The following is a 16,918-nucleotide window of genomic DNA, read 5'->3' on the forward strand; positions in this document are numbered from 1 at the left end:
TTCAATATCCTTTCGTGCGGTCGACCAGGCCGGCAATCGGCTGGCCGCGCTCCATCTGTTTGAGTTTGGCGGCAATCTGGCGCACGCTGTCGCCGCGCAAGGTCAGTGCCGCGATGTGCGGGGTGATGGTGATGCGCGGCTCGTTCCAGAACGGATGGTCGGAGGCCAGCGGCTCGTCGCGGAACACGTCCAGCGTGGCACCGGCCAGATGGCCGTCTTCCAGCAAGTCCAGCAGATCGCGTTCGACCACATGCGCGCCGCGGGCAACGTTGATCAGGTAGGCACCCTTCGGCAGCAGCGCCAGCGTGGCGCGGTCGAGCAGGCCGGTGGTCTCGGCGGTCAGCGGCAGCACGCACACCAGCACCTGCGATTGCGCCAGGAAGTCATCGAGTTCCTCGGCACCCGCGTGCGAATGCACGCCGGGGATTTCCTTGCGGCTGCGGCTCCAGCTGCGCAGCGGAAAATCGAAGTGCGCCAGCGCGTCGGCGATGCGCGCACCCAGCACGCCCATGCCCAGTATGCCGACCGAAAAATCTTCCTTGCGACGCGGCTTCAGAAAGCGCCATTGATGGTCGCGCGCCTGCGCATTGAATTCGTCGAAGCGGCGGAAATAGCGCAGCACCGCATGCGTGACGTATTCGGCCATCTGTATCGCCATGCCGGCGTCATCAAGCCGGATCACGGGGACGCCGGCCGGCAGCGCATCGCCCAGTTGCAGGATGGCGTCGACACCCGCGCCGAGGTTGAAAATCGCCTTCAGCCCGGTGCGGCCCTGCAGCATCGCGGCCGGCGGTTTCCAGACCACCGCATAATCGGCCGGCGCGCTGTCGCCCTCGGACCAGACACGCACGTCTGCCAGCGGCAAGGCCTTGTGCAATTCGGCGAGCCACTGGTCGGCAGCGCCGCCGTCGGCATAAAACAGGATCTGCATGGAAGGCTCCTAGTGGGTGGCGAGGGTGGCGACTGCGGTATTGAACGACAGCAGTGGCGATCCTTCGGTGACCTGGTCGCCCACGGCATACAGCACTTGTTCGACCACGCCAGCGGCCGGGGCGGTGATGGTGTGTTCCATTTTCATGGCTTCCATGATCAGCATCGGCGCGCCTTTTTCAACCACATCGCCAGCCGCCACCAGCACGGCGACGATCTTGCCCGGCATCGGTGCGGTCAGGCGGCCACCTTCGGCTTCGGTTTCGCCGGAATGCGCCAGCGGGTCGGTCCAGGTCAGAGCGGCATGGCTGCCTTGCTGATAGACATGGAACTGCTCGCCATCGCGCACCACCGTGCCGCGCACGGTGCGTTCGCCCAGTTGCAGCGTGATCGCGTCGCCGACATGGCTGGTGATTGTCATGAGCGCGCTGGCGTCTCCCACATCGAGTTGAAAGCCATCACGCAAGTAGGTTGTACGCACTGCATGGGTGCCGGCGTCGTCCGTCAACTCCAGCGTGCGCTGCAGTGGCACGTTCATGCGCCAGCCATCGGCGCTGGCCCACGGACTGGTGGCACCGGATCGTTCGGACTGCAGCAATGCGGCAGCCGCCAGCGCCAACACTGGCAGGCTGGCCGCTTGCGGTGCCGGGAACAGCGCGGTCTGGTTGTGCTCGATCAGGCCGGTATCGAGCGTGGCGTTGGCGAACGGTGCGCTCTCGACCAGGCGCTTGAGAAAGGCGATGTTCGACGACAGACCGACGATCCGATATTGCGACAACGCCTCGCTCATCTGGCGCAGCGCAGCGTCGCGGTCCTTGCCCCAGACGATCAGCTTGGCAATCATCGGATCATAAAACGGCGAGATCGCATCGCCCTCGCGCACACCGCTGTCGATGCGCACCACGCTGTGTTCGCGCAGGTTGGTGGGCGTGCTGAAACTGATCGCATCGGGTGTGCCCAGATGACGCAGCGTGCCGATCGATGGCAGGAAACCCTTCTCCGGATTTTCGGCATAGATGCGGGCTTCGAGTGCGTGGCCGTTGATGGTCAACTGGTCTTGCCGCAGCGGCAGTGCTTCGCCGGACGCGACGCGCAATTGCCATTCGACCAGGTCGAGGCCGGTGATCATTTCGGTGACCGGATGTTCGACCTGCAGGCGGGTGTTCATCTCCATGAAATAGAACGAGCCATCCTGATTGGCGATGAATTCGACGGTACCGGCACCGACATAATTGACCGCCTTGGCCGCAGCGATGGCGGCGTCGCCCATGGCGGTGCGGCGCGCCAGCGTCATGCCGGGGGCCGGTGCTTCTTCCAGCACTTTCTGGTGGCGCCTCTGCACCGAACAATCGCGTTCGAACAGATACACGCAATCGCCCTGAGTGTCGGCGAAGACCTGGATTTCGATGTGGCGTGGCGCGCTCAGGTACTTTTCGACCAGCACCTTGTCGTCGCCAAAACTGTTGATGGCTTCGCGCTTGCAGGAGGCCAGCGCGGCCTTGAAATCGGCACTGGCCTCGACGATGCGCATGCCCTTGCCGCCACCGCCGGCGCTGGCTTTGAGCAGCACCGGGTAACCGATCTTATCGGCTTGCGTGAGCAGGAAGTCGGCATCCTGATTCTCGCCGTGGTAACCGGGCACCAGTGGCACGCCGGCCTTGTCCATCAATTCCTTGGCCGCGGATTTGCTGCCCATGGCGCGAATTGCTGATGCCGGCGGGCCGATGAAGACCAGACCGGCGGCGGCGCAGGCATCGGCGAAGCCGGCGTTTTCGGACAGAAAACCGTAGCCCGGATGGACTGCCTGCGCGCCGGTGGCGAGTGCCACTTCGATGATCTTGTCGGCTCGCAGATAGCTTTCCTTCGCCTCTGCCGGACCGATCCTGACTGCTTCGTCGCATAGCGCGACGTGGCGTGCATGGGCGTCGGCGTCGGAATAGACCGCCACGGTCTTGATGCCGAGACGACGGGCGCTGGCAGCGACCCGGCAAGCGATTTCGCCACGGTTGGCGATCAGGATTTTGGTGAACATGGTGGTCTCTTTGTTGTGGTTATTGTTTGGAATGTCTGGTGTGTTTCTGTACCTGTGTCATCGGGCGGTCGCAGCGGTCACGGTGCGCGACCATTGCGCTTCGTCGTTCTTTTCAACCATCTCGGTACACGACCATCGCGCTTCGTGGTTCGTTTTTGGGGTCAGAGTAATTTTCGCGATACCCCGCTGCGAAAAAAAACTCTGACCCCAAAAACTGCTGCTGTCGTACTTCGACCCTGCCCCAAAAACTGCTGCTGTCGTACTTCGACCGTCGCAAACCACCGAACGAGCCACCGGGGTCAGAGTTTTTTTTCGCGATGCCTTTCCGCGAAAATTACTCTGACCCCGCTGGCGGATTCCGGAGTACACGACCATCGCGCTTCGTGGTTCGTTTTTGGGGTCAGAGTAAATTTCGCGATACCCCGCTGCGAAAAAAAACTCTGACCCCAAAAACTGCTGCTGTCGTACCCCAACCGTCGCAAACCACCGTGCCAGCCACCGGGGTCAGAGTTTTTTTTCGCGATGCCTTTCCGCGAAAATTACTCTGACCCCGCTGGCGGATTCCGGAGTGCACGACCATCGCGCTGCGTGCGCCTTTTGCAAAAGTCACACAGCACGCGACAACATTCAATGGCACCCTTCCGCCTCGATCTTCGTCGCCCGCGTCCGCATCCCCAGCTTCGCCAGCAAGGCCTGGTCTTCCTCGACTTCCGGATTCCCGGTCGTCAGCAATTTGTCGCCATAAAAAATCGAATTCGCGCCAGCCAGAAAGCACAGCGCCTGCACCGCTTCACCCATCTGCCGCCGACCCGCCGACAAGCGCACCCGCGCCGTCGGCATCGTGATCCGCGCCACCGCAATCGTGCGTACGAATTCCAGCGGGTCGAGCGCTTCGGTGCCGTGCAATGGCGTGCCTTCAACCTGCACCAGATGGTTCACCGGCACCGACTCCGGATACGGCGTCAGGTTGGCCAGTTGCGCCACCAGCCCGGCACGTTGCAGCCGTGATTCGCCCATGCCGACGATGCCGCCGCAGCAGACCTTGATGCCCGCGCCGCGCACGCGACCAAGCGTATCGAGGCGGTGCTGGTAATCACGGGTCGAGATCACGTTGCCGTAGAACTCGGGCGCGGTGTCGAGGTTGTGGTTGTAGTAATCGAGTCCGGCATCCTTCAATTTTTCGGCCTGGCCAACACCGAGCATGCCCAGCGTGGCGCAGGTTTCCAGCCCCAGCGCCTTGACTTCGCGCACCATTTCTTCGACCTGTTCGAGGTCGCGGTCTTTCGGTTCGCGCCATGCTGCACCCATGCAGAAGCGTGTCGCCCCGTGCGCCTTGGCCTGACGGGCAGCCTCCAGCACGGTGGCCAGCGGCAGGATTTTCTGGGCAGTGACGCCGGTGTCATAGCGTGCGGCTTGCGGGCAGTAACCGCAGTCTTCCGGACAACCGCCGGTCTTGATCGACAGCAGCGTTGCCAGTTCGACTTCAGTCGGATCGAAGTGTTCGCGATGGATTTGCTGGGCCCGGAACAGCAGGTCGTTAAACGGCAGATTGAAGAGTGCGAGCACATCCTCGACCGGCCAGGTGCTGGCGACGATGGTCGGTGTGACGGCCTGAAAAGCCAGCGTGTGTGAAGTTGTGTTGGAAGTCATTGGATACAGATCCTGTAAGAGAGAGTCACGCTCAGGCTAACCAGCCCGGTTTGCGCTTCTCGAGAAATGAGCGAACGCCTTCGCGGCCTTCATCCGAAGCACGGATGGCGGCAATGCGCTCGGCGGTGTCGGCAATGAGCGCATCGGTGACGGGTGCGCCACCGATGTCGCGCACCAGCCGCTTGGCCTCGCGCACGGCATGCGGACTGGCCGACACCAGTGCCTTGACGATGGCAGCAACAGTGGCGTCGAGTTGGTCGGCTGGAACTGCTTGCTGGACAAAACCGATGCGCATGGCCTCGGCCGCATTAAAGCGTTCGGCGGTCAAAAAATAACGTCGAGCCGCATTCTCGCCCATGGCCTTGATCACGTACGGAGAAATCGTGGCCGGGATCAGCCCCAGCTTGACTTCCGACAGACAAAAATTCACATGATCAGCAGCCAGCGCGATATCGCAGGCGGCCACCAGCCCCATGCCGCCGGCGTAGCAGTCGCCCTGCACACTGGCCACCACCGGCTTCGGACAGAAGTAAATTGTGCGCAACATCGTGGCCAGGCACTGCGCATCGGCGAGGTTTTCGGTCGGGCTGTAGCCCGCCATCTGCTTCATCCAGTTGAGGTCGGCACCGGCACAAAAAGCGACGCCGCTGGCGTTCAACACAATGGCGCGCACGGTATCGTTGGCGCCGAGTTCCAGAAACGCGGTGGTGAGTTCGGCGATGCTGGTGTCATTGAATGCATTGCGCACGTCGGGACGGTTCAGCGTGACCGTGGCGACGCTGTCGGCATGGTTGACGAGGAGTGTGGAATAGGCGCTCATCATCACATCCGGAAGACGCCGAACTTGGTCTCGGCTATCGGTGCATTGAGTGCCGCGCTCAGGCCCAGGCCGAGTACCTTGCGGGTATCGGCCGGGTCGATCACGCCGTCATCCCACAGGCGCGCCGAGGCGTAATACGGATGGCCCTGCTGCTCGTACTGGTTGCGGATCGGCTGCTTGAAGGCTTCTTCCTCGTCGGCGCTCCAGCTGCCGCCCTTGCCTTCGATGCCATCACGCTTGACGGTGGCCAGCACGCTGGCGGCCTGATCGCCGCCCATCACCGAGATGCGCGCATTCGGCCACATCCACAAAAAGCGCGGCGAGAAAGCACGTCCGCACATGCCGTAATTGCCCGCGCCAAAACTGCCGCCGATGATGACCGTGAATTTCGGCACGGCGGCGGTGGCGACGGCGGTGACCATCTTCGCGCCATTGCGGGCGATGCCTTCGTTTTCGTATTTGCGGCCGACCATGAAGCCGGTGATGTTCTGCAAAAACACCAGCGGAATCTTGCGCTGGCAGCACAGTTCGATGAAGTGCGTACCCTTCAAGGCCGACTCCGAAAACAGGATGCCGTTGTTGGCAATGATCCCGACCGGCATGCCGTGGATATGCGCAAAACCGCACACCAGCGTGGTGCCGTAGCGCGCCTTGAACTCATCGAATTCGCTGCCATCGACGATGCGGGCAATGACTTCGTTGATGTCGAACGGCTTGCGGGTATCGACCGGGATCACGCCATACAATTCGTCGGCCGGATACTTCGGCTCGACGCTGGCGCGCAGCGCGCCCTGCGCGATTTTTTTGCGGTTGAGGTTACTGACGATGGTGCGTGCCAGCGACAGCGCATGGAGGTCGTTCTGAGCCAGATGATCGACCACGCCGGACAGCCGTGTGTGGACATCGCCACCGCCGAGGTCTTCGGCCGTGACGACTTCACCAGTGGCGGCTTTCACCAGCGGCGGACCACCCAGAAAAATCGTGCCCTGATTCCTGACGATGATCGATTCATCGCTCATGGCCGGTACATACGCGCCGCCGGCGGTGCAGGACCCCATCACCACCGCGACTTGCGGAATGCCCTTGGCCGACAGCGTGGCCTGATTAAAAAAGATGCGGCCGAAATGGTCGCGGTCGGGGAACACGTCATCCTGATTCGGCAGGTTGGCACCGCCGCTGTCGACCAGATAAATGCACGGCAAATTGTTCTGGTCGGCGATCTCCTGCGCGCGCAGGTGCTTCTTGACGGTCAGCGGGTAATAGGTGCCGCCCTTGACGGTAGCGTCGTTACAGACGATCACGCATTCGAGACCCGAGACGCGGCCGATGCCGGTGATGATGCCGGCCGAGGGCGCAGCGTTGTCATACACATTGTGCGCCGCCAGTTGCGAGAATTCGAGGAACGGCGTGCCGGGATCGAGCAGCATCATCACGCGGTCGCGCGGCAGCAATTTGCCGCGGCCGACATGCTTTTTGCGGGCATCGTCACCGCCGCCGAGGGCGATTTTTTCGACGGTACGCTTGAGGTCGTCGACCACTGCCTGGATGGCTGCGGCATTGGCCTTGAAATCATCGGCGCGGGGATTGAGTTTCGATTCGAGGATCATGATGCGGGTGTACTTTCCGGAAAACTGCCATCCAAATAAAACCAGCATCCCTCCTCGCGCACAAAGCGACTGACTTCGTGCAGGCGGTGGGCGCGGCCGTTGATCTTGTAGCGGGCGACGAATTCGACGATGGCGCTGTCGCCATCGGTGCTGCTGTTGCGGAGGGTCAGACCAAGCCACTGCGTGCTGTCGCCGGCGGTGGCCAGATCGGCCGGACGGGTGCGGGCGGCCCAGGTCGCGCCGATGTACTGCTCATCGTTGCGGGTGTAGGCGGTGTAACGCGAACGCATCAGCTGTTCGGCGTCCGGCGCGGGGATGCCGCCGTCGATGTAACGGCCGCAACAGCTGGCATAGTCGGGGCCGCCACAGGGGCAAGCCGGTTGGGCATTCATGGGGTGGTCTCCTTTTTTTGGGTCTTGCCGCTGTGAGCGGATTGGCCTCTGCAGGTTGAAACGGTTCAGGCCAGCGCCCGCCCGATCAGAATTTTCTGGATATCGCTGGTGCCTTCATAAATCTGGCATACCCGCACATCCCGATAAATCCGCTCGACCGGAAAATCCGTCACATAGCCATAGCCGCCATGAATCTGGATCGCATCCGAACAGACGCGCTCGGCCATTTCGCTGGCAAACAGCTTGGCCATGGCGGCTTCCTTCAGACACGGCACGCCGGCATCTTTCAGGCTGGCGGCATGCCAGACCAGCTGGCGCGCTGCTTCGAGTTGCGTGGCCATGTCGGCCAGCTTGAACTGCACTGCCTGATGCTCGTAAATCGTCTTGCCAAAACTGGTGCGGTCCTTGGCATACACCAGCGCCGCATCGAACGCCGCGCGCGCCATGCCGACGGCCTGCGCCGCGATACCGATGCGCCCGCCTTCCAGGCCCGACAACGCGATGCGATAGCCCTGGCCTTCTTCGCCGATCAGGTTGGCAGCGGGAATCCGGCACTCCTCGAACAGGATCTGTGCGGTATCCGACGAATGCTGGCCGAGTTTGTCTTCGAGACGGGCGACGATGTATCCCGGCGCAGTGGTCGGCACCCAGAACGCGCTGATGCCCTTCTTGCCGGCGTCCCTGTCGGTGACAGCCAGCACGATGGCGACGTCGGCATGCTTGCCGCTGGTGATGAATTGCTTGACGCCGTTGATGACGTAGTCGTCGCCCTCACGCACGGCGGTGGTACGCAGGCTGGACGCATCGCTGCCGGCATGCGGCTCGGTCAGGCAGAACGCGCCGAGCATGTTTCCCTGCGCCAGCGGACGCAGCCATTGCTCTTGTTGGGCCGGGTTGGCGTACATCATGCCGATGCTGCAGACCGGGCAGTTGTTGACCGAGATGACGGTGGAAGTGCCGCCGTCACCGGCCGCGATTTCTTCGATCACCAGCGCCAGCGCCACGTAGTCGAGACCGGCGCCGCCGAGTGCTTCCGGCACCGCGACCCCGTATGCCCCCAGCTCCGCCAGACCGCGCAATTCTTCTTGCGGGAAGTGATGTTCCTTGTCCCAGCGGGCGGCATTGGGCGCGAGGCGTTCCTGCGCAAAGCTGCGCAGTGCATCGCGGATCATCTGGTGTTCAGGGCTCAGGTGCATGGTGGTCTCGATCGTGGCTGTGGATGGGCGTGGTGCGCTGCGGTTACCAGCTCAGCGGTGCGCCGTCGTAATTGAAAAATTTGCCATTGTCGGCTTTGGTCAAACCGGCCAACGTGGCGCGGATGCCGGCAGCGCTATCCGCCACCGCCAGGTCGGCGCCATCGCCGCCCATGTCGGTGCGCACCCAGCCCGGATGCAGCGCGACGCAAATCGCGCCTTGCGCACCGAAGGTCAGCGCGGTATCGGCCAGCAGCGAATTCAATGCGGCCTTGCTGGCGCGGTACAGCCAGCCACCGGCATTGGTACGCAAGCTGATCGATCCCATCCGCGACGAGGTGACCGACAGGCGGCCATTGGCCCGCGCCACGGCCGGCCCGACCAGCGGCAGCAAACGCATCGCACCCAGCACGTTGGCGTGCATGACGGCATCGAAGTCGGCGTCGGTCGGTGGCTCCAGCCCGTCGGTGCGCGGGCCGTAAACACCGGCGTTGATCATGCCGATAGCGAGTTTTTCGGTTGCCAGCTTTTTGCCGAAGGCAGCACACTGCGCCGCGTCATTGACATCGAGCTGCACCACCTCGCAGCCGAGCGACTCCAGTTGCGCGCCATCCTGCGGCTTGCGCACGCTGGCAATCACGCGCCAGCCGTCGGCGCGGTACTGCCGCGCCAGTTCGAAACCGATGCCGCGCGAGGCACCGATGATCAGGGCGGTCTGCATGCTCATACCATCTCGATGGCGACGGCGGTTGCTTCACCACCGCCGATGCACAGCGTCGCCACGCCACGCTTGCCACCGGTTTTTTTCAGGGCGCCGAGCAGCGTGACGATGATGCGCGCACCCGATGCGCCGATCGGATGACCCAGTGCACAAGCACCGCCATGGATATTGACCTTGCTGTGCGGAATATCCATTTCGCGCATGGCGGCCATCGGCACGGCAGCGAAGGCTTCGTTGATTTCGAACAGGTCGACATCCTGCAGAGTCCAGCCGGTTTTCTTGAACAGCTTGTCGACCGCGCCGATCGGTGCCGTGGTGAACCAGTTCGGCGCCTGCGAATGGCGGGTGTGGGCGACGATGCGGGCAATCGGCGTGCAGCCCAGTTGCCTGGCTGTCGATTCGCGCATCAGCACCAGCGCAGCAGCACCATCGCTGATCGACGACGACGAAGCGGCGGTGATGGTGCCGTCTTTCTTAAAGGCCGGTTTCAGCGTCGGGATCTTGTCGATCCGGGCTTTGGTCGGGCCTTCATCCTTGTCGATGACGGTATCGCCATTGCGACCGGATACGGTGACGGGAGCGATTTCCCAGGCGAACGAGCCATCGGCCGTGGCGGCTTGCGCACGTTGCACCGAAGCGATCGCAAACGCATCCTGCTCGGCGCGGGTGAACTGGTATTTGTCGACGCACTCTTCGGCGAAGGTGCCCATCGAGCGGCCCTTGTCATAGGCGTCTTCGAGGCCATCGAGCATCATGTGGTCGTACATCATGGCGTGGCCGAGGCGGTAGCCGCTACGCGCTTTCGGGATCAGATAGGGCGCGCCGGTCATCGACTCCATGCCGCCGGTGACGACCACATCATTGGTGCCGGCCAGCAGCGAATCAACGCCGTACATCGTGGCCTGCATGGCCGAACCGCACATCTTGGTCAGCGTGACGGCGCCGGCTGACACCGGGACGCCGGCCTTGATGGCTGCCTGGCGCGCAGGTGCCTGGCCTTGTCCGGCCATCAGGCAATTACCGAAAATTACGTCGTTGACCAGGTCCGGGCTGATACCGGCGCGTTCGATGGCAGCGCGGATCGCGACAGCGCCGAGGTCGTTGGCCGAGACCGTTGAAAAATCACCCTGAAAGGCGCCCATGGGCGTACGTGCGGCACCGACGATAACGATAGGATCTTGCATGTTGGTTCTCCTGTTCAGGCAGCGTGCGCTGCGGGGGTTGTGGTGAATGAGATTGGCGGTTTGTAACTGAAGCGCAGTTCCTGCGGATACGGAAACACGTCATCGACATGGCCATCGAGGATGCGTTGCTTGTGGCCTTGCCAGTACGCGGCGGTGAGCAGGTCAGCGTGGTGCTTCATGAAATATTTACGCACGGTCGGATTGCCCAGCAAAAACGTGCCGAACTGTTCCGGGAAGACGTCGTACTTGCCGATCGGGTACCACGGCTCGGCCGACATTTCGTCCTCTTCATTGCGCGGCAGCGGGATCGTGCGGAAATGGCAATCGGTGATGTATTCGATTTCATCGTAATCGTAGAACACCACACGGCCATGGCGGGTCACGCCGAAGTTCTTGTAGAGCATATCGCCCGGAAAAATATTCGCCCGGATCAGTTCCTTGATGGCGTTGCCGTATTCCAGAATGCCATGTTCGACTGCGGCTTCGTCGCCGCATTTCTCGGCATTGCCGAGCCAGATATTGAGCGGGATCATGCGCCGTTCGATGTACATGTGATGAACGATGATGGTGTCGCCTTCTTCTTCGATCAGCGATGGTGCGACCAGCTTCAGTTCGGCCAGCAAGTCGTCATCGAAACGGGCGCGCGGAAACGCCACATCCGAATATTCCAGCGTATCGGCCATGCGGCCAACCCGGTCATGATTCTTCACCAGCACGTACTTTTCGCGCACCAGCGCGGGCGTGGTTTCCTTTGGTGGCGGGAACGCATCCTTGATGACCTTGAACACATACGGAAACGACGGCATCGCAAACACCACCATCACCAGTCCCTTGATGCCGGGCGCAATTTCGATGCGGTCGGACGAATGCTTCAGGTGCTGCAGGTAGTCGCGGTAGAACAGCGACTTGCCGTGTTTTTGCAGGCCGAGCATGGTGTAGATTTCGCTGCGCGGTTTTTTGGGCAGCATCGACCGGACGAACTGCACATAGCCGGACGGCACTTCCATATCGACCATGAAATACGCGCGGGTAAATGAAAACAGCACGGTAATCATCGCCGGATCGAACAGCACGGTATCAAGCACCAGCTCGCGTTTGCGATTGTGCAGAACCGGAATCACGAACGGAATTTCCCGATGACCGTTAATCCCGCGACCGACGATGTACGCGCCCTTGTTGCGATAGAACAGGCTCGACAGCACCTGAATCTGCTGGTTCAGCTCGGGCTGGGCCGCACCGAACATCTGCTGCAGGCGCAACTCGATCTGGCTGACATCGCGATCCAGATCGGCAAACGGACAATCCAGTTGATAGTCCGCCACCATGCGCTTGAGGGTGGTGTGCAGACCGTCCCGAACCGGGTAATACACCCGATAGGTCGGGGTCTGGTCGGTGGTCTCGATGTACTCGGTTGAAATCACCGGCCGCACGAAAATGAAATCGTTATGGAAATACGCGCGGTGCAGGATCTTGCAGCAGACCGAATTGAAAAACGTCTCGGCCAGTTCGGGTTGCTTGTGATCGGTCAGCAATCCGATGTAATGCAGCTTGACCTCGCGCCAGACCGCGTCGGTCAGTTCACCATCCTCGTATTCGTCTTCCAGTATCGCCACGCACTCGACGACCCGCTTGTCGTAAAACGCAATCCGCTCGCGCAACCGGGTTTGCTGCAGCTGCCACGCGCCACGTTCGAAATGCCGCTTCGCATCCAGGCTGGTGGCACGGAACAAGCGGTAATGCTTGTCGAAACCATCGAGGATCGTGCGGGCGATATCGAACGCGATTTGCGACGACAGCAGTTTGGGAAAAGCCACGGTCATGGGAAACTCCGGAGGGTGCAGGCGGGGACGATAGTGTAGCGCCGTGCAGCGGTGGCCGGGGATGTGAGCGTGCCAGTGCGGCGAGTATCGGATGACGTGATGGCAGGTGATCGTTGTGCGTGGGGATGTTGGGCTTTGCAGCCCAACCTACGACGACGCATTGTTGCGGTTGCGGTGGCGGTGGCGGTGGCGGTGGCGGTGGCGGTGGCGGTGGCGGTTGTCTTTGAAGTGGCCGTTGTCTTTGAAGTGGCCGTAGAATTCCGCATAAAAAGATCGCTGCCAAATATCGTGTCCGGGCAGGGGACAAGAGGGCCGCACTGTCTGAGCGAAGCGAGTTTGCGGCCCTCCCCCTGACCGGACACGATATTTGGGAACCCGAAGGGCAGCGGTCTTGCGGTCGCCTTTTTCTTGGTTACTTCTTTTTGGCGAAGCAAAAAGAAGTAACCGGCTGCCGGGCCGCCCCCGGCTTGGCCCCACGGAGCACAACCCGTTTCAGTTACCGAAGGACCGCACAGGAAGCTTGACGCATGTTGGGCTTCGCAGCCCAACCTACAAAGCCGAGGCACACGTTGGCCCTCGCAGCCCACCCGACAAAGCCGAAGCTCGCGTTGGCACCCGCAGCCCACCCGACAAAGCCGAAGCACGCATTGGCCCCCGCAGCCCACCCGACAGAGCCGAAGCACGCGTTGCGCTGCGAAGCCTGACCCAACATGCACAGGTGCAATCACCGCCCCCTCCACCCTACCGAGTTTCCGAAAACAACTCCCGCCCGATCAACATCCGCCGAATCTCGCTGGTCCCCGCCCCGATCTCGTACAACTTCGCATCGCGCCACAACCGCCCAGCCGGATAATCATTGATATACCCATTCCCGCCCAGCGCCTGTATCGTCTCCCCGGCCATCCAGGTCGCCTTCTCCGCCGAGTACAAAATCGCCCCCGCCGCATCCTTGCGCAACGCCCGCACCGCTTCCGGCGTGTGCGCCCGATCGCACGCCTGACCGACCGCGTACACGTACGCTTTGCACGCCATCATGGTCGAGTACATATCGGCGATCTTGCCCTGCATCAGCTGGAACTCGCCAATCGGCTGGCCGAACTGCTTGCGCTCATGGATATACGGCATCACCACATCCATGCACGCCTGCATGATGCCGAGCGGTCCGCCCGACAGCACCGAGCGCTCGTAATCGAGACCCGACATCAGCACATTGACGCCCTTGCCCAGACCGCCAAGCACGTTCTCGGCCGGCACTTCGCAATCCACAAAAACCAGTTCACCGGTATGCGAACCGCGCATGCCGAGCTTGTCGAGTTTCTGGGCCACCGAGAACCCCTTGAAATTCTTTTCGATCAAAAACGCGGTCATGCCGCGCGCGCCGGCTTCTAGGTCGTTCTTGGCATACACCACCAGCACATCGGCATCCGGTCCGTTGGTGATCCACATCTTGGTGCCGTTCAGAACCCAGCGGTCGCCCTTCCAGTCGGCCCGCAATTTCATGCTGACCACGTCGGAACCGGCGTTCGGCTCCGACATCGCCAGCGCACCGATGAATTCGCCGCTGACCAGCTTCGGCAGGTATTTGGCTTTTTGTTCGGCGCTGCCGTTGCGCTTGATCTGGTTCACGCACAGGTTCGAATGCGCGCCGTACGACAAACCGACCGAGGCCGAGGCACGCGAGATTTCTTCCATCGCGATGATGTGCGCCAGATAGCCCATGCCGGTGCCGCCGTATTCCTCGTCGACGGTGATGCCGAGTACGCCGAGGTCGCCCATTTTTCTCCACAGGTCCATCGGGAACTGGTCATTGCGGTCGATCTCGCCGGCACGCGGCGCGATCTCTGCGGCGGCAAATTGCTGGATGGTGTCGCGCAGGGCGGCGATGTCGTCGCCGTGATCAAATGTCAGGCCGGGCAGGTGGAGCATGGCGTCCTCGGGTTATCGGTTGGGTTCGAAGTCAGGGTCAACTGCAAGTCAGTGAAGCTGGCCCCGGATCAGGTTGCAAATAGTACAGTTAATTGACGTTAACGTAAACGTCAATCCAGCGGGTCTGTTTGTGCTGGCAGCTGCCCGGATTTGCGCGCCGCTTTTTTGATCGAGCGGCCTTCCAGCACCTTGCGGCATTGCAGTTCGTGCGCCGTGATTTCGGCCAGCGTGACGTCGATATCTTCACGCTGCATTTCGAGTGTTTCGCGGTGCCGGGCCAGCACGGTCAGAAAATGTTTCATCTGGGCGGCGGAGTCTTTTGGCGACTCGTACATGACGACCAGGCTTTTGATTTCGGACAGCGTCAGGCCGAGCCGCTTGCCGCGCAGCGTCAGTTTCAGGCGCGTGCGTTCACGTGCGGTGTAGACGCGGATGCGCCCGCTGGCCCCTTCGCGGGTCGGGCTGAGCAAGCCCTGGTCTTCATAGAAACGGATCGCCCGCGGGGTGATGTCAAATTCGCGCGAGAGTTCGGTGATGGTGTAGGTGGACATGGTGGCTAGTTTTGGGAAGGCAAGTTTTACGATTAGAATTAGCCGGTTCGATTTACGTTAACGTCAATCATTGTAGGCGACGACACGCTCCGCAGTCATGCCTCTTTTTACAGAAAAATCCGCCATGAATTCTCTTGAAGCCCAGCTCGATTATCCGTTCGCCGACACCTTGCCCGCCAGCGGCGAATTGCGCGATGTTGCCGCAGGCGTGCGATGGTTGCGGATGGGTTTGCCGTTCGCCCTGAATCACATCAACCTGTGGCTGCTGGAAGATGAATTCGACAGCGAGCACGGTCCCGTCAAAGGCTGGACCGCGATCGATTGCGGGATCGCCGATGACGCCACACGCGCCGCCTGGGAAGTGATTTTTGCCACCGGCCTGCGCGGCTTGCCGATCCTGCGGGTGCTGGCCACGCATTGTCATCCGGACCATGTCGGTCTGGCTGACTGGCTGTGCAATCGCTGGCAGGCGCCACTGTGGATGACCGCTGGTGAATACGGTTTTGCGCGGATGATGTCGGCCGGCCTGCCGGGTGTGGATGGCACGGCGATGCTGCCGCACTTCCAGCGGCATGGACTCGATGATGCCGCGCTGCTGGCGCAACTGCAGGGTCGCAAGAATTATTACCCGACGCTGGTGCCCGCCGTGCCGCTGGCCTACACCCGCTTGCAGGAGGGCCAGTCGGTGCGTATTGGTACCCATGCGTGGCGCGTCATCAGCGGTTTCGGCCATTCGCCGGAACATGCGTCGCTGTATTGCGAAGACCTGCAAGTGCTGATTGCAGGCGACATGGTGCTGCCACGGATTTCTACCAACGTGTCGGTATTTGCCATCGAACCCGAAGCCAATCCGGTGCAGCAATATCTGGACTCGCTGGCGAAGTTCGCCGACCTGCCGGCCACGACGCTGGTGCTGCCCTCGCATGGCAAACCGTTTCGCGGACTCGACGTGCGTATCCGCCAGCTCAATGACCATCATGCCGCCCGACTGGCGGAAGTGGTGGAGGCCTGCGCGACGCCGCAATCGGCAGCGCAGATCGTGCCGATGATGTTTCCGCGCGCGCTGGATGCACACCAGCTGACGTTTGCGCTGGGCGAGGCACTGGCGCATTTGCACAAGCTCTGGTTTGACGGGGTCTTGCGGCGGACCACGGGTACGGATGGCGTCTACCGGTTCGTGCGGGCGTGACATCACTTCGGTGCCGGATAAATCTATCGGGCTGAGAACGGCCAACCCGATCGCTGCCTGGTAACGCGCGCAGCAGCCTGCTCGGGGAACCATTGCAGTTGACACGGGTCATCAGATCACCGTCCGTCGACCTTGATCTCGGCATCACGTTGACAGCGTTGTTTACCCGGAAAATCACGGACGGTTAGCGCGAAATTGCAACTGAGAAATAATTCCAAAATAAAACTTTAGAGCTTACTATTGCAAATGGATTCTTGTTCCTGCAACGCGAATTTAACAATCCGCATTGCTTTTCGTGCAGGTATCGCCTGAACGATGGTCATGGTCAGCGAGCCTGTAAGCCCTTTTGTTGTGTGTTGACGCTGGAGAAAAAATGACATCCCTTTTCAAAGTCGCCGTCCTGACCTTGCCCCTGTTATTTGCCGCGCATGCCGGTGCTGCCGAACGCGGCACGGAAGCCGAAGCACAGGCGATGGTCGGCAAGGCCGTTGCCCTGATCAAGTCGGCTGGGCCCGAGAAAGCCTACAAGGCGTTTACCGAGCATCCGGATGGCACCTTCAAGGATCGCGACCTGTACATTTTTGTCTACGATTTTGAAGGTAACTGCATCGCACAGGGCGCCAATCCGAAAATGGTGGGCAAAAACCTGATCGCGATGAAGGACGTTGATGGCAATGCGTTTATCAAGGGCATGATCGATACGGTCAAGACCAAGAAAAAGGGCTGGTACGGTCCCTACAAGTTCAACAACGCCGAGTCCAAGTTGATCGAACAGAAGAAATCCTATTGCGAGCAGGGCGCTGGCGACACCATGGTCTGCGTCGGCACCTATCTGGCGGCGAAGTAAGCGTTCGAACCAGACCGGTCAACCTGCGCTCCCGGCAGGCTGACCGTGCAGATGCA

The 16,918-nt window shown here is 61.3% G+C and carries 14 protein-coding genes; 2 read left to right on the forward strand and 12 right to left on the reverse strand.

Annotated elements, in window-relative coordinates:
- Position 1 precedes the first annotated feature (1 nt).
- The 12 genes from ABD720_RS17720 to ABD720_RS17775 all read right to left on the reverse strand — a co-directional run bounded on the left by ABD720_RS17720 (position 2) and on the right by ABD720_RS17775 (position 14,826).
- Entirely contained in the window at positions 2 to 931 is a 930-nt protein-coding gene (locus ABD720_RS17720) for a 2-hydroxyacid dehydrogenase (protein WP_344765365.1), read from the reverse strand.
- A 9-nt stretch (positions 932 to 940) separates the two neighbouring features.
- On the reverse strand, positions 941 to 2,962 hold the full coding sequence (locus ABD720_RS17725; RefSeq protein ID WP_344765367.1) for an acetyl/propionyl/methylcrotonyl-CoA carboxylase subunit alpha: 2,022 nt from the start codon (positions 2,960 to 2,962) through the stop codon (positions 941 to 943).
- Between the two features lie 627 nt (positions 2,963 to 3,589).
- Positions 3,590 to 4,612 carry a biotin synthase BioB gene (gene bioB, locus ABD720_RS17730; RefSeq protein ID WP_344765368.1) on the reverse strand — a complete coding sequence of 341 codons (1,023 nt, stop codon included), beginning with the start codon at positions 4,610 to 4,612 and terminating at the stop codon, positions 3,590 to 3,592.
- 31 nt (positions 4,613 to 4,643) lie between these two features.
- Positions 4,644 to 5,435, reverse strand: coding sequence for an enoyl-CoA hydratase/isomerase family protein (locus ABD720_RS17735; RefSeq protein WP_425548003.1), 792 nt, complete (start codon positions 5,433 to 5,435; stop codon positions 4,644 to 4,646).
- Positions 5,435 to 7,042, reverse strand: a complete 1,608-nt coding sequence (locus ABD720_RS17740; RefSeq protein WP_344765509.1) for a carboxyl transferase domain-containing protein — start codon at positions 7,040 to 7,042, stop codon at positions 5,435 to 5,437. The genes ABD720_RS17735 and ABD720_RS17740 overlap by 1 nt, the downstream gene beginning before the upstream one ends.
- On the reverse strand, positions 7,036 to 7,431 hold the full coding sequence (locus ABD720_RS17745; protein ID WP_344765370.1) for a YchJ family protein: 396 nt from the start codon (positions 7,429 to 7,431) through the stop codon (positions 7,036 to 7,038). Before ABD720_RS17745 ends, ABD720_RS17740 begins: the two co-directional genes overlap by 7 nt.
- A gap of 65 nt (positions 7,432 to 7,496) precedes the next feature.
- The gene (locus tag ABD720_RS17750; protein ID WP_344765372.1) at positions 7,497 to 8,627 is read right to left on the reverse strand and encodes an acyl-CoA dehydrogenase family protein; all 1,131 of its coding nucleotides are present in this window, start codon (positions 8,625 to 8,627) and stop codon (positions 7,497 to 7,499) included.
- Positions 8,628 to 8,670: 43 nt separating this feature from the next.
- Positions 8,671 to 9,345 (reverse strand): SDR family oxidoreductase, encoded by a 675-nt coding sequence (locus tag ABD720_RS17755; protein ID WP_344765510.1) that lies wholly within the window; start codon positions 9,343 to 9,345, stop codon positions 8,671 to 8,673.
- A gap of 2 nt (positions 9,346 to 9,347) precedes the next feature.
- Complete coding sequence (locus tag ABD720_RS17760; RefSeq protein WP_344765374.1) at positions 9,348 to 10,529, reverse strand: acetyl-CoA C-acyltransferase; 1,182 nt, start codon at positions 10,527 to 10,529, stop codon at positions 9,348 to 9,350.
- 14 nt (positions 10,530 to 10,543) lie between these two features.
- On the reverse strand, positions 10,544 to 12,349 hold the full coding sequence (gene aceK / locus ABD720_RS17765; protein ID WP_344765376.1) for a bifunctional isocitrate dehydrogenase kinase/phosphatase: 1,806 nt from the start codon (positions 12,347 to 12,349) through the stop codon (positions 10,544 to 10,546).
- A gap of 741 nt (positions 12,350 to 13,090) precedes the next feature.
- Positions 13,091 to 14,275, reverse strand: coding sequence for an isovaleryl-CoA dehydrogenase (locus ABD720_RS17770; RefSeq protein ID WP_344765378.1), 1,185 nt, complete (start codon positions 14,273 to 14,275; stop codon positions 13,091 to 13,093).
- Positions 14,276 to 14,385: 110 nt separating this feature from the next.
- A complete protein-coding gene (locus tag ABD720_RS17775) occupies positions 14,386 to 14,826 on the reverse strand; it encodes a MerR family transcriptional regulator (RefSeq protein WP_344765380.1) in 441 nt (146 codons plus the stop codon).
- Between the two features lie 124 nt (positions 14,827 to 14,950).
- Between ABD720_RS17775 and ABD720_RS17780 the strand changes: the two genes are divergently transcribed.
- Entirely contained in the window at positions 14,951 to 16,015 is a 1,065-nt protein-coding gene (locus tag ABD720_RS17780) for an MBL fold metallo-hydrolase (protein WP_344765382.1), read from the forward strand.
- 373 nt (positions 16,016 to 16,388) lie between these two features.
- Positions 16,389 to 16,862 (forward strand): cache domain-containing protein, encoded by a 474-nt coding sequence (locus tag ABD720_RS17785; protein ID WP_344765384.1) that lies wholly within the window; start codon positions 16,389 to 16,391, stop codon positions 16,860 to 16,862.
- Positions 16,863 to 16,918: the final 56 nt, after the last annotated feature.

The sequence above is a fragment of the Actimicrobium antarcticum genome (assembly GCF_039536745.1).
Classification (GTDB): Bacteria; Pseudomonadota; Gammaproteobacteria; order Burkholderiales; family Burkholderiaceae_D; genus Actimicrobium; species Actimicrobium antarcticum.

What these genes read in the sequence shown, in the direction of transcription:
- ABD720_RS17745 (WP_344765370.1), bottom strand. Translation starts at nt 7,431, where the DNA reads ATGAATGCCCAACCGGCTTGCCCCTGTGGCGGCCCCGACTATGCCAGC.
- ABD720_RS17720 (WP_344765365.1), bottom strand. Translation starts at nt 931, where the DNA reads ATGCAGATCCTGTTTTATGCCGACGGCGGCGCTGCCGACCAGTGGCTC.
- ABD720_RS17770 (WP_344765378.1), bottom strand. Translation starts at nt 14,275, where the DNA reads ATGCTCCACCTGCCCGGCCTGACATTTGATCACGGCGACGACATCGCC.
- ABD720_RS17725 (WP_344765367.1), bottom strand. Translation starts at nt 2,962, where the DNA reads ATGTTCACCAAAATCCTGATCGCCAACCGTGGCGAAATCGCTTGCCGG.
- bioB (WP_344765368.1), bottom strand. Translation starts at nt 4,612, where the DNA reads ATGACTTCCAACACAACTTCACACACGCTGGCTTTTCAGGCCGTCACA.
- ABD720_RS17775 (WP_344765380.1), bottom strand. Translation starts at nt 14,826, where the DNA reads ATGTCCACCTACACCATCACCGAACTCTCGCGCGAATTTGACATCACC.
- ABD720_RS17735 (WP_425548003.1), bottom strand. Translation starts at nt 5,435, where the DNA reads ATGATGAGCGCCTATTCCACACTCCTCGTCAACCATGCCGACAGCGTC.
- ABD720_RS17780 (WP_344765382.1), top strand. Translation starts at nt 14,951, where the DNA reads ATGAATTCTCTTGAAGCCCAGCTCGATTATCCGTTCGCCGACACCTTG.
- ABD720_RS17755 (WP_344765510.1), bottom strand. Translation starts at nt 9,345, where the DNA reads ATGCAGACCGCCCTGATCATCGGTGCCTCGCGCGGCATCGGTTTCGAA.
- ABD720_RS17760 (WP_344765374.1), bottom strand. Translation starts at nt 10,529, where the DNA reads ATGCAAGATCCTATCGTTATCGTCGGTGCCGCACGTACGCCCATGGGC.
- ABD720_RS17750 (WP_344765372.1), bottom strand. Translation starts at nt 8,627, where the DNA reads ATGCACCTGAGCCCTGAACACCAGATGATCCGCGATGCACTGCGCAGC.
- ABD720_RS17785 (WP_344765384.1), top strand. Translation starts at nt 16,389, where the DNA reads ATGACATCCCTTTTCAAAGTCGCCGTCCTGACCTTGCCCCTGTTATTT.
- aceK (WP_344765376.1), bottom strand. Translation starts at nt 12,349, where the DNA reads ATGACCGTGGCTTTTCCCAAACTGCTGTCGTCGCAAATCGCGTTCGAT.